Source organism: Kitasatospora sp. NPDC038210 (assembly GCF_055600605.1).
Map to the genome: position 1 here is coordinate 1 of NZ_JBVJYK010000021.1, position 12,875 is coordinate 12,875.

16 protein-coding genes and 2 pseudogenes are annotated in these 12,875 nt (G+C 72.6%); 9 read left to right on the plus strand and 9 right to left on the minus strand.

All coding sequences use genetic code 11. The features are described 5' to 3' along the window. Together ACZ7KX_RS32105 and ACZ7KX_RS32110 are read right to left on the minus strand one after the other, a co-directional pair. Positions 1 to 194 (minus strand): annotated as a pseudogene (locus ACZ7KX_RS32105) (hypothetical protein); the annotation flags it as partial. 225 nt (positions 195 to 419) lie between these two features. Then, positions 420 to 863: an STAS domain-containing protein gene (locus tag ACZ7KX_RS32110; protein ID WP_470329521.1), complete on the minus strand. Its 444-nt coding sequence runs from the start codon at positions 861 to 863 to the stop codon at positions 420 to 422. Positions 864 to 1,081: 218 nt separating this feature from the next. On the opposite strand from ACZ7KX_RS32110, the gene ACZ7KX_RS32115 reads away from it, so the two are divergent. Both ACZ7KX_RS32115 and ACZ7KX_RS32120 read left to right on the plus strand, forming a co-directional pair. Next, a complete protein-coding gene (locus ACZ7KX_RS32115; protein ID WP_470329522.1) occupies positions 1,082 to 2,206 on the plus strand; it encodes a carboxylate-amine ligase in 1,125 nt (374 codons plus the stop codon). A 171-nt stretch (positions 2,207 to 2,377) separates the two neighbouring features. Further along, positions 2,378 to 2,506, plus strand: a pseudogene (locus ACZ7KX_RS32120) (PHP domain-containing protein); the annotation flags it as partial. A 119-nt stretch (positions 2,507 to 2,625) separates the two neighbouring features. Here ACZ7KX_RS32120 and ACZ7KX_RS32125 read toward each other — a convergent pair. Next, on the minus strand, positions 2,626 to 3,012 hold the full coding sequence (locus tag ACZ7KX_RS32125) for an avidin/streptavidin family protein (RefSeq protein WP_470329523.1): 387 nt from the start codon (positions 3,010 to 3,012) through the stop codon (positions 2,626 to 2,628). 488 nt (positions 3,013 to 3,500) lie between these two features. Between ACZ7KX_RS32125 and ACZ7KX_RS32130 the strand changes: the two genes are divergently transcribed. The 4 genes from ACZ7KX_RS32130 (at position 3,501) to ACZ7KX_RS32145 (ending at position 6,178) form a co-directional block, all read left to right on the plus strand. Beyond that, positions 3,501 to 4,400, plus strand: a complete 900-nt coding sequence (locus tag ACZ7KX_RS32130; RefSeq protein WP_470329524.1) for a YhjD/YihY/BrkB family envelope integrity protein — start codon at positions 3,501 to 3,503, stop codon at positions 4,398 to 4,400. A 154-nt stretch (positions 4,401 to 4,554) separates the two neighbouring features. Further along, positions 4,555 to 4,779 carry a DUF6480 family protein gene (locus ACZ7KX_RS32135; RefSeq protein ID WP_470329525.1) on the plus strand — a complete coding sequence of 75 codons (225 nt, stop codon included), beginning with the start codon at positions 4,555 to 4,557 and terminating at the stop codon, positions 4,777 to 4,779. Between the two features lie 78 nt (positions 4,780 to 4,857). Beyond that, positions 4,858 to 5,094 carry a DUF6296 family protein gene (locus tag ACZ7KX_RS32140; protein WP_396553958.1) on the plus strand — a complete coding sequence of 79 codons (237 nt, stop codon included), beginning with the start codon at positions 4,858 to 4,860 and terminating at the stop codon, positions 5,092 to 5,094. 511 nt (positions 5,095 to 5,605) lie between these two features. Further along, entirely contained in the window at positions 5,606 to 6,178 is a 573-nt protein-coding gene (locus tag ACZ7KX_RS32145; RefSeq protein ID WP_470329526.1) for a type 1 glutamine amidotransferase domain-containing protein, read from the plus strand. 118 nt (positions 6,179 to 6,296) lie between these two features. Here the strand turns inward: ACZ7KX_RS32145 and ACZ7KX_RS32150 are convergent, their stop codons facing one another. Then, positions 6,297 to 7,271 (minus strand): SDR family NAD(P)-dependent oxidoreductase, encoded by a 975-nt coding sequence (locus ACZ7KX_RS32150; RefSeq protein WP_470329527.1) that lies wholly within the window; start codon positions 7,269 to 7,271, stop codon positions 6,297 to 6,299. Between the two features lie 511 nt (positions 7,272 to 7,782). Continuing rightward, complete coding sequence (locus ACZ7KX_RS32155) at positions 7,783 to 8,379, minus strand: TetR/AcrR family transcriptional regulator (RefSeq protein ID WP_470329528.1); 597 nt, start codon at positions 8,377 to 8,379, stop codon at positions 7,783 to 7,785. A gap of 67 nt (positions 8,380 to 8,446) precedes the next feature. Between ACZ7KX_RS32155 and ACZ7KX_RS32160 the strand changes: the two genes are divergently transcribed. After that, positions 8,447 to 9,517, plus strand: a complete 1,071-nt coding sequence (locus ACZ7KX_RS32160) for an epoxide hydrolase family protein (RefSeq protein WP_470329529.1) — start codon at positions 8,447 to 8,449, stop codon at positions 9,515 to 9,517. A gap of 36 nt (positions 9,518 to 9,553) precedes the next feature. Here the strand turns inward: ACZ7KX_RS32160 and ACZ7KX_RS32165 are convergent, their stop codons facing one another. Further along, positions 9,554 to 10,111, minus strand: coding sequence for an ATP-dependent DNA ligase (locus ACZ7KX_RS32165; protein ID WP_470329621.1), 558 nt, complete (start codon positions 10,109 to 10,111; stop codon positions 9,554 to 9,556). Between the two features lie 184 nt (positions 10,112 to 10,295). On the opposite strand from ACZ7KX_RS32165, the gene ACZ7KX_RS32170 reads away from it, so the two are divergent. Next, entirely contained in the window at positions 10,296 to 10,718 is a 423-nt protein-coding gene (locus ACZ7KX_RS32170; protein ID WP_470329530.1) for a thiol-disulfide oxidoreductase DCC family protein, read from the plus strand. Between the two features lie 52 nt (positions 10,719 to 10,770). Here ACZ7KX_RS32170 and ACZ7KX_RS32175 read toward each other — a convergent pair whose 3' ends face one another. The 3 genes from ACZ7KX_RS32175 to ACZ7KX_RS32185 form a co-directional block, all read right to left on the minus strand. Next, a complete protein-coding gene (locus ACZ7KX_RS32175; RefSeq protein WP_470329531.1) occupies positions 10,771 to 10,905 on the minus strand; it encodes a hypothetical protein in 135 nt (44 codons plus the stop codon). Between the two features lie 483 nt (positions 10,906 to 11,388). Continuing rightward, entirely contained in the window at positions 11,389 to 11,664 is a 276-nt protein-coding gene (locus tag ACZ7KX_RS32180) for a hypothetical protein (protein ID WP_470329532.1), read from the minus strand. Positions 11,665 to 11,838: 174 nt separating this feature from the next. After that, positions 11,839 to 12,132, minus strand: a complete 294-nt coding sequence (locus ACZ7KX_RS32185) for a WhiB family transcriptional regulator (RefSeq protein ID WP_470329622.1) — start codon at positions 12,130 to 12,132, stop codon at positions 11,839 to 11,841. Between the two features lie 291 nt (positions 12,133 to 12,423). On the opposite strand from ACZ7KX_RS32185, the gene ACZ7KX_RS32190 reads away from it, so the two are divergent. Next, positions 12,424 to 12,813, plus strand: coding sequence for a hypothetical protein (locus tag ACZ7KX_RS32190; RefSeq protein WP_470329533.1), 390 nt, complete (start codon positions 12,424 to 12,426; stop codon positions 12,811 to 12,813). Positions 12,814 to 12,875 lie beyond the last annotated feature (62 nt).

The following is a 12,875-nucleotide window of genomic DNA, read 5'->3' on the forward strand; positions in this document are numbered from 1 at the left end:
CCGCGGACGTAGCTGTAGGCGTGACTCTCGCGGGCGAGGCCGGCCAGGCGCTCGAACAACGCGTCGCTGAGTTCCCGGGCCTCGGACTTCCCCATCGACCGCAGTTCGGCCTCCGAGGGCCTGGGCGGGATGTCCGCGGGCAGGTCGGACGGTACGGAGGCAGCCCGGCAGTCGCTTTCGAGTGACGTGGACACTTGCTCTCTCCTGGGCATCGGGGTGAACGCCCGGCGACGGGGTGTGAGCTTCCGCATCGCACCTCGCGGGGCTTCTTCCCCCAGGACCCGTGCCCGGCTTCTTCAAGCGCGGTCCCGGTGGCACCTGGTCGGGTGCCGCAACGGCCGGATCCGGTCATGGCCGCTGCATGGGTGTTCTACCCGACATACGACATTGAATTCATGTTTCTACTATTTTCTTCTGATTCATCCGATTAGCCGCCGTCCGGCAAACACCTCGACCAGGAGTTCGGTCGACGAGGGCGATCGGGGACGCGACCTCCAGCCAGACCACCTTCTCAGCCCGGCGGGCGCCGCCTCGATCCGGGCACGGAGCAGCAGGTTCAGGCCGGTCGAGTCGCAGAAGCGCAGATCCCCGAGGTCCACCAGGACCAGCTCGATGCCGTCCGCCACTGGTCGCGCGAACACCAGACGGAAGTCGTACGCACTGTCGTGGTCGAGTTGACCGACAACCGTGACGACCCGTACCGAACCCTCGTCCACCAGGGCGACGGCGAGGCCGTCACGGCCGCCCGCCGTGGTGCTGACATCGTCGCCCGGCCACGGTGCGGTGCGCCCCGGCGGGCGCTCGGCGGGCTCGGGAGGGTCAGCTCCGGATGGCGCCGTACACGCTGCCTGGCCGTCGTCCACGGCCGGCGCCTGCCCGGGCCGCCCGCTCCCACACGTGCTGCGGCGGGTTCCGCCGCACGGCGCTCCGTCCGCAGGGACGTTTCGGCGCCGCCGGGCCCGGCAAGACGCACGCCGTGCCCATCCACACGCGTCCGATTTCCCGCCCCGAGGCCCGAACCGGGCCGATCGAGGTCCGGCGCGCCGCCATGGGTACGCCCGCCCGGGAGCCGCGGTCCGCAGTGCCCGCACCGGCACCCGCGCCGTCCGTGCCCACCCTCGGGGTGGAGGAGGAGTTCCTGCTCGTCGACCGGCGCACCAGGCTTCCGGCCGACCGCGCGCCGCAGGTCATCGCGGCCGCCGAGGCCGTCCTGGGCGAGCGGGTCCAGGCCGAGTTCTTCCCCGTGCAGGTCGAGGTGTGCACCGAGCCCACCACCCGCCTCTGGGACCTGCGGGCCGACCTGGTCCGGCTGCGGGCCGTCGTCGCAGCTGCGGCGGCCGACGCGGGCTGCCTGCTGGTCGCCTCGGGCACCCCGGTGCTCAGCGCCCCGGGGCCCGGGCGGGTCACCGACGATGCGCGGTACCGGGCGATGGCGGCCCGCTATGAGGGCGTGGCCGACGGCTACGCCGGCGCGCTGTGCGGCTGCCACGTCCACGTCGGGACGGTGAGCCGCGGCCAGGCCCTGGCACTCGGCAACCACCTGCGCCCCTGGCTGCCGGTCGTCCAGGCCCTCGCGGTCAACTCCCCCTTCACGGAGGGCCGGGACAGCGGCTTCGCGAGCTGGCGCACCGTCCGCTGGTCGCGCTGGCCGACCGTCGGCCCGGCTCCGGTGCTGGACGAGGAGCAGTACGAGGAGCTGGTGGCGGCCCTGGTGGAGACCGGCGTCCTGCTCGACCGCCGGATGGTCTACTGGTACGCCAGGCCCTCGGAACACGTCCCGACGCTGGAGATCCGGGTCGCCGACGTCAACGCCGACCTGCAGACCGTCCTGCTGCTCGCCGCGCTGCTGCGCGGGCTGACCGCCGTCCTGCTCGACGAGATCGCGCACGGCCGGCCCGCCCCCGCGTGCCCGGCGGGGCTGGTCCACGCCGCCCACTGGCAGGCCGCCCGCAGCGGGCTGTCCGGGGAAGGCGCCGACCCGGCAACCGGGAAACCCGCCCCGATGGCCCTACTCGTCGAGCGCCTCCTCGAACGGGCCGCCCCCGGCCTGGCCGCCGCCGGCGACCTGACCGCCGTGGAGGCCGGCCTCGCCCACGTCCACCGGCACGGTACCGGCGCCGACCGCCAACGCCGCGCCCTCGACCGGCACGGCCGGCTGACCTCCGTCGTCGACGAGCTCGCGGCGCTCACCCTTGCGACGCCCTGAGACGACCAGGCCGTGGACCCACCCGAAGCGCGCTGCGCCGGATCGCCTTCCTCCTGGAGTGGAACGGCGCCTCGCCCTACCGGGTCCGGGGCGTTCCGTACGGCCGCCGACGCGGCCGCGACCCCGCCGCCCGGGCCGGTGGACGCCGCTCGGGCCCGTCGACTGCCGGTGATGGCGTCCCGGATGCTCGCGGCGGTCCGGCACCCGCGCACCGACGTCCTCGGGCACTGCACCGGGCGGATCGTCACCGGCCGCGGCCGACCCCCGTCCGCGTTCGCGGCGTGCGCCGAGGCCGGCACGACGCGAATGGGAGGCCTCACCACAGGACAGGCGAAGCTCCTCTTCACCGAGATGCGACGGCAGCTCGCCGCCTTTCCTGTCCTCACCGAGGGCTTGCCCCGAGGGGAAGGCCTGGTGGTTCACCCGGCGTTGTCGGGAAGGCGGCGCCCGAAGACGTCCTGCCCGACCGCTGTGGCCCGCCATGCGTCCTGCGCGCCTGTGGCGGTGGTGAACAGCCAGTGGGCGACGATCCGCTCCTCCTCGGGCAGGTACTGGCCGCTCCAGCTGGTCACGGAGGCGTCCTCACCCTGTCCGCTCGACCAGGTGACCGTCCAGCCCAGCGCCACGCCCGCCCCTGTCGAGGACGGGTCGTAGCGGCCCACCAGCTCCCGCTTCCCGGCCGGGCCCACCCCCGGCGCGAAGGTACCCGACAAGGCACCCGTCCCGTCCGTGGCCAGGTCCAGGCACGATCCAAGCTCGTTGAACCACTCCCCGTCGACCACCGCCGCCATCACATCCCGTCTCATATCCACGGCTCACCCGAACACCCGCATCCTCACACCGGCCCCGCCCGAAAGCCCGCCGGGCTACTGCACGCGGGCGAAGCCCGGCCGGACACCCACCACCACCCCGAAGACCACACACCGCTGCGTCGGCAAGCCCGCCCGCCTCCGACCGTTTCCAGTGGGCCGACCGGGCAGCCGCTCAGCGGAGGGGCGCGAGCGGCTGCCGGGAGCCGAGCCGCCGGCGCGCTCTGCGGGCACGACTGAGTGAGGTGGCCGATGAAGGCCTTGACCTGGCACGGCAGGCGGGACGTGCGCGCGGAGACTGTTCCCGACGCCGCCCGCACCGTGAACAAGGAACTGCCGCAGGCGTTCGTCCGCGTCCTCCTGCTTGGAACGCCCACCGTGTGGGCCCCGGCGACCGATGCGCGGCGGCAGATCGGCAGGTGTGGGATCGGCCCGGCGGGGCAGCAGCCCAGTGGTCCACGCTCGGGTGGCCGGGAGGTGTGCAGATGTCCGGGAGCGCCCCACACGCGCACCGTGCCCGCGGTCGGGCCGCCCCGGTGTCGGCGGCCGCGGCCGCCGTCCGGCGCAGGGGCCGGCTGCTCGCGGCCGAGGTGTGGCGGGTGTGGCGGCGGGCAGAGCTGATGGAACGTTCCATGGCGTTCGCCGCGCTGTGCTTCGTGACCCTGGTGCCGCTGCTGATCGTGATCGCCGCGGCCTCCACCAGCCGGGGCAACGGTCTCGCCGACTGGATCACCGACGGCCTCGGGCTGACCCGCCGCGCGCAAAAGCCGGTGCGCGAGTTGTTCGTCTCACCGGGCCAGGTACTGAGCACCACCACCGGCGTCGGGCTGGCCGCACTCGCCGTGTTCGGCGTGACCCTGATGGCCTCCGTCCAGAGGGCATTCGAACGGATCTGGGACCTGCCCGCCGCGCCCTGGCACGGCGTGTGGCGCCAGTTGCTGGGCCTGGCCGGGCTGGTCGGCTACGTCGTGGCTGCTGCGTGGAGCGGCGTGCCGTGGCCGCACACCGCGGCACAGCCCGCCTTGCGGGTCATCACCACCGTGCTGGGCGGACTGCTGCTGTTCTGGTGGTTGCCGCGGCTGCTGCTGACCGCGCGCATCCCGTGGCGCCGACTGCTGCCCGGCGCCGTCGCCACCGTGGTCGGACTGGCCGGCCTGCGGCTGTTCTCCCGGCTCGTGTTCGTGCCCCTCGTGGTCTCCAATGCCCTGTCCTACGGCGCCGTGGGTACCGTCCTGGTCGTCCAGTCCTGGCTGGTCGGGGTCGGCTTCACCCTCTACGCGGGCGCCGCGGCCGGCCGGGCGCTGAGCCCCGACCCGGCATCGCCCGCCGACGACCAGGCCGTGCACCGACCACACCCGAGAGCCGGACCTACGGATGGTGAATAGGGCGATCACTCAAACGGGGTAGCCGAGCACAAGCCCGCCCGTCCTCAGCGCACCCAGGCCCCCACCAGGGACGTCGGACCGCGCCGGTGAGGTTTCACCCACGGCGGCCGGGGAAGCCGCTGGGCGCCACTACCACCCTCACCTGGGACGCACCATGGCTGTACCGGACCCCGACCCGCAGCACACCCCCGGGCTCGACGAACACCACACACTTCCCGGCCGCGACACCCCACCTGCGGAGGGCGGCATCGCGGGGATCTCCCACCCCGAGCCGCCCGAAGTCCGTAGGGCGTGGGGCCCCTGGCCCGCCGTACTGATCGTGTTGTCGGCCCTGGCCGTGTCGGCCATGCTGGTCGGCATGGTCGTCGCCCTGGCCTGACGGGCCACCCGTGCACGGACACGGCCGAAGGGGAGGCAGTCCGCAGGACAGGGAGGGGAGAACGCGAGGAGGCCGATCATGAAGAGCCTCAACCGCCGCTACGCGGTCACCCTGCCCGGGCCGGTCGGCGGACACGCCCCACCCGCCGTCGTGGTGGTGCACGCCACCGACCGCGTCGGGCCCGGCGGTGGCCTGGTCTGGAGGAGCACGGCCGGCGATCTGACCGTCGAGATCGCGGACGGCGTGGCGACCGTCCTGTCGGCGCCCCCCGGCACCGGGCAGCATCCGCGTCTGGAGGCGGTGCCGCTTCCATGAGTGCCGGCTGATCGGCAGGTCAACGCTGATCGGCGGGTCAACTCTCCTCGCGAGCGGGGCCGCCTGTGGATGACGGCATCACGTCGGAGGTCCGGGGGTCTGCCCATCGGCGTCGTCCGTGCCGCTGCGCCTTCGACATCACCTGCAGCTCCGACACCGCACCGCGAAGGAGTTCACGCCGACGATGGGCGGGTCGGTTCGGCGTCCTGACGAATGCGCACCCGTCTGTTCCGTCCGAGGCGACCCGGCCGGTACGGGGCCCTCAGGCCCCCCGCGTTCGCCGGAACTCTGGTGCATCACCACGGCCCACGATCGTCGTCTGGCGTTCACCACCGCCTCCAAGGAGTGCGTGTGGAGATGGACGAGGTCCGCCGATGCCACGCGATCACCCGAACCGGACACACCCACACCCTGCCGAGTGGACGGCGGTGAACCGGGTAGCCGCTCCAGCCAGGGGGGCGTGCGTGGGCCCGGCCTGCCGCGCTCACGTACGGCCTATTCAGGAGGAGACATGACCATCGACACGAAGGCCCTGGCGATCGTGACGAACTATGGCGTCGAGCAGGACGAACTCCTCGTTCCGGTGCGGCACCTGCGCGAGCAGGGCGCCCACGTCGACATCGCCGCCGTCTCCATGGACGACATCCGCACCATGAACCGGGACAAGGAACCCGGCGAGACGGTACGCCCCACGCACACGCTGAGCGAGGTGAGCGCCTCCGACTACGACCTGCTGGTGATTCCCGGCGGTACCCTCAACGCCGACAGCCTCAGGACGAAGCGCGAGGCCATCGACCTGGTCCTCGCCTTCACCAAGGCCGGCCGCCCCGTTGCCGCCATCTGCCACGGCCCATGGCTGCTGGTCGAGGCGGGCGTGGCGTACGGAAAGCGGCTCACCTCGTTCCCGTCGCTGCGCACCGACCTCGCCAACGCCGGTGCGACCTGGGCGGACGAACCGCTGGTGGAGGACGACACCGACGGCTGGCGGCTCGTCACCTCCCGTAACCCGGGAGACCTGGAGCACTTCACGCGCGGCATCGACCGCGCTCTGAAGGACCGCACCCCATCGGGGACACGCCGCTGACCTGGCGAAACCGACCTAGGACGGGCTCGCCGCCAGCCGAGGGCGCGGTGGGACGGGCGGGCCCGCAGCGAGCGGGCGCTGGACTGCGCTCGTCGCTCGGGGTGCGGCCGGTTGCCGGTCAGCGGCCTGCGGCGTCGGCAAGGTGGGAGAGGTGGTCCCAGAGTTCTTGCCGGGCTGCCGGGGCGTCGGGTCCTGCGCCGAGGGAGTAAGTGATGGGGCGGGGGCGACGGTCGTGCCACAACAGTCCGGTGGAGGCGATGGCCTCGGGTGCGGCGCCGAGCCACACGATGGTGTCGGCGCCCTCCTCGGGGGTGCGGATGACGGGGCGGGTCACCTTGCGGAAGAGCGGCATCCAGTGGCGCACTCCCGTGGTGTCCGCCCAGCCCGGGTGCATCGCGTGGACGTGGATCTCCTGTGCGGCAAGGCGCCGGGCCCACTGTTCGGTGATCGTCAGCTGTTCCCGTTTGGTGCGTGCGTAGATCTTCTTCGGGCCGTAGCGGTCGCGCACCGACTGCGGGTCGCCGGCCGGGACGTGCCGGGCGTACTGGCCGCCGGAGGTGACATTGATGATCCGGGACGGCGCCGTCCGGGCCAGGACGGGGGCGAGGTCGTGGGTGAGAACCCACGGCGCCAGGACGTGCGTGGCGAAGCACAGTTCCACGCCGTCCTTGCTGAAGGCGCGCTCGTCGGGCATCACGCCCGCGTTGTTGACCAGCACGTCCAGTCGTGACTCGACGGCGAGGAACGCCTTGGTGAAGGTGCGCAGGTCGGCCAGGCTCGCCAGGTCGCACACCACCGGCACGACCGTCGGCGCCCCGGGGCCGGCGCGTTCACGGGTCAGCCGGGCCGCCTGCTCCGCCCGGCCCGGGTCGCGGGCCAAGACCTGCACCGAGGCACCGAGCCGGGCGAACCCGGCGGCGGCGGCCAGACCGATCCCGGAGGCGGCGCCCGTCACGAGGACGACCTTCCCGTCCATGCGCGGCGGATCCGCCGGCCAGGCGGGCAGGCGCCTGCGTGCCCACAGGCCCACGTTCCCGTAGCCCAGCACCACGGTGCGGTCCAGCACCGTGTCCACGACCGAGGACACCGACATGACCAGCGCCTGCCCGGCCCGGCGCCGCATACACCCGCCAGGGCATTGAGTGGCTCGGCGCCACGGCAGGACCCACGACCTGCTGTACTGGGCCGGACGTCCGCGGCCGCAGCCATCCCCGCCCCAAGGGGTCGGCCGGCCGCACAGCCCGGCGGGCAGGAGCAGATCCTGCGGACGAACAACGGCGAGCACGAGGTCCGGCGATCAGTGCGCGACGCCGGCAGCGCCGGGATCCAGGACAGCCAGCGGGCCCACGACACCAGGGCCGACACCCGGAGCTCACGCGCATAGGAGCCCCCGGCGCGCCGACCGGGAAGGCCAAGGGCAGCGGCCCGGCCGCGGGACAGGCCGCCCCGGCGACCAGTTCGCGCGCCCCCGCCCGCGCCCCGGAGCACCACGCGTCCGGGCACCGCGCCGGGTGCACTCCCGCGAGCGCGGCTCGGCGACGCCCACCGACCGCCGGACAGCACTGGCCCCGACCCGGTGGCCCGACGGTCGGCGCCGAGTGGGACTACCGCCTGCGCTCCGGTTCGGGTGCGTCGACGAGCTGCTGGATCGTGGTGGCGATCCAGTGTTCCAGCGCCGAACTGTCGCCGAGGTCGTCGCGCAGCACACGCAGGCGGGCGGAGATCCCGAGAACGAAGGCGTCGATCGCCCGCGCGCGGGCGAGGGCTTCCTCGCCTGCCATCCCGTAGGTCAGCAGCAGCCGCCGCAGGGGTTCGAGGGATTCCCGATCGAGGAAGGCCGCCAAAGCCTCGGCGGCCTCGGCGCGTTCGCCCGCGGCGCGCAGCAGGACGAGGAGTGGGTCCTCGCCATCCATGCCGGTCCAGCGGTCGACGATGCCGTGGGCGAGGCGCTGGCCGAGCAGGTGCCGTGGGCCGTCGAACATGCGGTCGAGGTCGAGGTGGACTTCGGTGGCGGCGACGAAGAGGCCGTCCTTGCCGCCGAAGTAGCGGGTGATCAGGTTCGGGGAGACCTGGGCGGAGGTGGCGATGGTTCGGACCGTGGCACGGGCGAACCCGACGCGGGCGAACTCGCGCCGCGCGGCGGTCAGGATTCGTTCCCGGGTCCGCGCGGCGTCCTTGGGCTGCGGCGTCGTGTGCTCCATGCCGTCAGGGTATCGGGCGACCGCCGCGATGTGTACGCGCGAACACATGATGTGTATCGTCGTACACATGCCTCTGCCGTTCACCCCTGTGACCGATTCCGATCTCCACGACCTGCGTCGGCGCCTGGCTGCGACCCGAAGGCCGGCCCTTGCCACCCAAACCGGGTGGCAGCGGGGCACGGACCCGGACTTCCTCGCCCGCCTGCTCGACTCATGGCGCGAACGCTTCGACTGGCGCGCACACGAGGCCCGCATCCTGGCCCTGCCCTGGGAAAGCACCAGGTCCGGCGATGACACGCTCCACGTCGTTCACCAGCGCGCCGCCGCCGACGCCCCCACGGTCGTCCTCCTGCACGGCTGGCCCGACTCGGTACTCCGCTTCGAACGGCTGCTCCCCCTGCTCACGGACCTGAACGTCGTCGCTCCCGCCCTCCCGGGCTTCCCCTTCTCGCACCCGCAGACCCGGGCGGGGATGACGACCGCCGCGATGGCGTCGCTGGTCGCCGACGCCCTCCAGGCGCTCGGATACCGTCGCTACGTCGTCTCCGGCGGCGACATCGGCGCGGACGTCGCCGAACACCTCGCCGCGCAGCACCCCGACCGGGTCGCCGCCCTGCACCTGACGAACATCTCCCCTCTCCACGCCGTCTTCGCCGACCGCTCCGTTCTCGGCACCGAGGAACTCGATTACCTCGACACCGCCACCACGTGGCAACGCACCGAAGGCGCCTACATCGCCCAGCAGTCCACCAAGCCCCACACGCTCGCACCGGCCCTGGCGGACTCACCGGCGGGCCTGGCAGCCTGGATCATCGAAAAACTGCACAGCTGGTCCCACCTCCCCTTCGAGGAGGACGACCTGCTCACCTGGACCAGCACCTACTGGTTCACCAACACCATCGCCACCTCGTTCACGCCCTACGCCGAGACCGCTCCGCCGGTCCCCTACGTGACCACGCCCACCGTCGTGAGCGCCTTCGCCCACGACACCAAGCCCGCCCCCCGCAGCTTCGTCTCCCGGTTCGTCAACGTGCACGAGTTCATCGAGCACCAGCACGGCGGCCACTTCGCAGCCTGGGAACAGCCCCTGCGCTACGCGCAGGACCTCCGACGGGCCCTCACGCTCGCGGCCCGGTAGTCCGCCGGTCGCGGACCGACATCGGATGAAACCGGCCTACCGGCGTGCCACCACCATGCGGCCCTTCCGGTCGCCGGGAAGGTAGCAAACCGGCCCCCGGCCATGCCCACGGCCCCGGCCAGAGCGGGTGCGGGGACCGGGCATCTGCCTCGCGCCCGGCCCCGAGCCACTCCCACCGGACGTCCCGGTATGTGCCGGACCGGCCGGCAGACGCGACCGGACACGTCCCGCTCCGTCAACAGCGACCGGCCCCCGGTGTACAGAAGATCGAACACGATGAACAGGGGCAGGCGCACCGGTGGCCGCCGCCCGGACTGTCGCGGGGCGGGCGCGGTGGATACGGCCCTGCAGCGCGGAGACGGACGGCCTCCCGCCGCGCATCACCACCAGCTCACCGGCGAGGATCACAGGTCCGCGGACCTCGGTCAGTGCCTCGGCCACCTCGGGAAACCGCTCGGTGAAGTAGGTGCCCCGGCGGCCCACCAGCCGCACCGGCGCCGCCTGAGGCACACGGGCCACGCACCGCACGCCATCCCATTTCACCTCTGCCGACCGGCCGGGGCCGGACGGCAGCGGGCCGGCCGTCGCCAGCATCGGCTCGACATGCGGCAGCCTCACCCGGGCCGACCCGCGAGGACCCGTACCTCCAGGGTGCGCCCCGCTCACCGGGATACGGCCCGCCGCGCCGCGCCGGGTTCGCACACAGCAGTCCTGACCGGCCCCAGGCCTTCCACGGTCACGGCCCTACGGGCGATGATGGCCAGTGGAGGTGCTCGACGTGGACGACCATCCATCGGCTGGACCCGCCCTGCGGGAGCCGCTGCTGCTGTTCGACGGATCATGCCCGTTGTGCACGAGGTGGGTCGTCCGAGCCGAACGGTATCTCGCCGCCTCCGCGTCCTCGCGCCCCTGGGAGCCCGTCGACTACGAGTTCGTCGACCTGACCGCCCTGAACGCCCGCCTCGGCCACCCCGGAGCCATCACCCCCGAGACTGTGCGGCGAAGCCCCCTGTGGCTCACCCCGGCCGGCCGGCACTACAGCGGCACCGACGCTCTGGCCCACCTGCTGATGCGCTCCGGCGGCCCGTGGCCGTACCTCGGGGTGCTGCTGACCGTGCCCCCGCTCCGGTGGGTCCTGACCACTGCGGTCCTGCCCCTCACACACCGCTGGCACCCTTCCCGGACCGCCGGCGTCCCGTGACCCGTGGCAGCCCTGGGTGCCGGGCTCCAGGGAGCTGCCCAGCACGCATGACTCACCGCCTGGCGACCCGCAGACCCGCGGCGAGGACGGTCGTGTGCTGGATGTCCTCGCGGTCGCTGGTGTGGGGGCGGGGTTCGGCGGTGACGGTGGTGTCAGGTCCGGCGAGGGCGATGTGGACGGTGCCCACCGGCTGGCCGTCCTGGGGGCTGGGCCGGCGACGCCTGTGGTGGCGAGGGTGTAGGCGGCGCCGGTGGCAGCGCGGACGACGCGGGGTACGGGAGTGAGGTCCTCGGCGACCGCCACCAGTCATTGCCGAGCACGTCCGGCACAGTTGACCTGCTGTTGGAGCGATCCCAGGCGTTCGCACACGCCGTTGCCGCAGGCAGGACCGCCGTAGTGGGCCTGTCCTACCGGTTGTCCGACGGGACGCGCACCTGGTCACCGCCCACGGCGTGGAAACGTTGGCGGGCGTCGTTGCCTGAGCTCTCCACCAGCGGTGGCCGAATGCGCGCACCTGCGGTGGGTCCATCGGCAACGAGGTGTGCACTCGGCTGACGGCGATGCCTTTCACGGGAGCCGGCACGGCACCCACCGCGAGTTGATCGTCCCGCGGTCGCCCACGGGAGTCCCGCGTCCAGAGCCGCGACCGCCGACGAATCCGTGCGCGCGGTCATCGTTCGAGCTGTTCGAGCACCTGGAGGATCTTGTCCAGTGTGATCGGCAGGTCCCGCACGCGCACACCGCAGGCGTGCCATACGGCGTTCGACACTGCAGCGGCGGTCCCGACGATGCCGATCTCCCCGATACCCTTGGAGCCCATGGCGTTGACGTGGGGATCGTGCTCGGGGAGCCAGTGCGCCTCGATCTCGCCGACGTCCGCGTTGGCCGCGATGTGGTAGTCGGCGAAGTCGTGGTTGACGACGGGCCCGGTGCGGGGATCCAGCACGCTGCCCTCGTGCAACGTCGTCGGGCGGCCCCACCGTGCCGGACGCCTCGGCCCCGTCCGGTGGGTCGATCCCGTACCGGTCGCGGAAGGTTGCGGTTCCGCCCGCACACGAGGCGCCACCCACCGGGGCCCGGGCAGCCGCTCCGCACACCGACGGGCACCGGTGCAGTCGTCTCACGCTGCCGGTCGGTGGTGTCGCGCTCGCAGCAGCAGGTGCCGCTCCTCCTCGCTCAGTCCGCCCCAGACCCCGAAGGGCTCGCGTGTCGCAAGGGCGTGGCGCCGGCACTCGGTCAGGACCGGACAGCCGGCACAGACAGCCTTCGCGGCTTCCTCACGAGCCTTGTGCGCCCTGCCTCGCTCGCCTGTGGGATGAAAGAAGAGGCTGTTCTCCGTCTCGCGGCAGGCCGCCTCCAACTGCCAGTCCCAACAGTGGTCATAGGCTCCGGGCAGGCGCGAGACGTTCGTCATCGAGGTGTCCCTTCTGGACGTCGAGCGGATCCGTGCCGTTGTCGTGTAGCCGCGATCCAGCACCGTATTCACGATGACCACCGGAGGATTGCCAGAAGCTCCGGGCCGGGGTCAAGCCCGCGGCCGCCGGACTCCCCCGCCCCGGGGAAACACGACCGAAAGCGCCACCACCCGCCCTGGCCCCGCAGGTCCGTTCGCGGCGCGACTGGGCCGGCGCGGTTAGAACTCGGCTCAGGCCGGGCAGACGGGGCAACACCTCAGCGATCCGGCGTTCGACGAAGGAGGCGATCGGTGGTGTTGTGGCTGGTCCTCGTAGCGCTCGCAGCATACGGAGTCGTCGCGGGGGTGACAGCTCACGTGCTCATCGCGCGGGCGCGTGCGGGATTCGTCGCCGACCGGAGTGGCCGCCGTGCGGAGTTGGCGGAAAGACGGTTCGAGGAACAGGAGCGGCCGCAGGCGGAGGCGTTGGCCCTGGTGTCGGGCCTGTTCTGGGTCGTCGCGGTCCCGGTGCTCGTGCTCAGGCGGGTCGTGTCCGACATGGTGTTCGGCCGGTCCGGTCCGAAGCTGGCGGCGCCTTCGCCGCCGACCGTGGGCGACCGGATCGAGGAACTCGAACGACTCCTGGGTCTTGGGGAGCACGAGATCGGGACCACGGCCGGTGACCCGCCGAAGCCTCAGTGAGCAAGAAAGGCCTTGTGTACCGGCGTACTTCGAAGGGATGTTGCAAACAGCCGCAGTGTCCG

What these genes read in the sequence shown, in the direction of transcription:
- ACZ7KX_RS32140 (WP_396553958.1), top strand. Translation starts at nt 4,858, where the DNA reads ATGAAGAGCCTCAACCGCCGCTACGCGGTCACCCTGCCCGGGCCGGTC.
- ACZ7KX_RS32150 (WP_470329527.1), bottom strand. Translation starts at nt 7,271, where the DNA reads ATGTCGGTGTCCTCGGTCGTGGACACGGTGCTGGACCGCACCGTGGTG.
- ACZ7KX_RS32125 (WP_470329523.1), bottom strand. Translation starts at nt 3,012, where the DNA reads ATGAGACGGGATGTGATGGCGGCGGTGGTCGACGGGGAGTGGTTCAAC.
- ACZ7KX_RS32185 (WP_470329622.1), bottom strand. Translation starts at nt 12,132, where the DNA reads ATGACGAACGTCTCGCGCCTGCCCGGAGCCTATGACCACTGTTGGGAC.
- ACZ7KX_RS32135 (WP_470329525.1), top strand. Translation starts at nt 4,555, where the DNA reads ATGGCTGTACCGGACCCCGACCCGCAGCACACCCCCGGGCTCGACGAA.
- ACZ7KX_RS32145 (WP_470329526.1), top strand. Translation starts at nt 5,606, where the DNA reads ATGACCATCGACACGAAGGCCCTGGCGATCGTGACGAACTATGGCGTC.
- ACZ7KX_RS32160 (WP_470329529.1), top strand. Translation starts at nt 8,447, where the DNA reads ATGCCTCTGCCGTTCACCCCTGTGACCGATTCCGATCTCCACGACCTG.
- ACZ7KX_RS32155 (WP_470329528.1), bottom strand. Translation starts at nt 8,379, where the DNA reads ATGGAGCACACGACGCCGCAGCCCAAGGACGCCGCGCGGACCCGGGAA.
- ACZ7KX_RS32130 (WP_470329524.1), top strand. Translation starts at nt 3,501, where the DNA reads ATGTCCGGGAGCGCCCCACACGCGCACCGTGCCCGCGGTCGGGCCGCC.
- ACZ7KX_RS32165 (WP_470329621.1), bottom strand. Translation starts at nt 10,111, where the DNA reads ATGCTGGCGACGGCCGGCCCGCTGCCGTCCGGCCCCGGCCGGTCGGCA.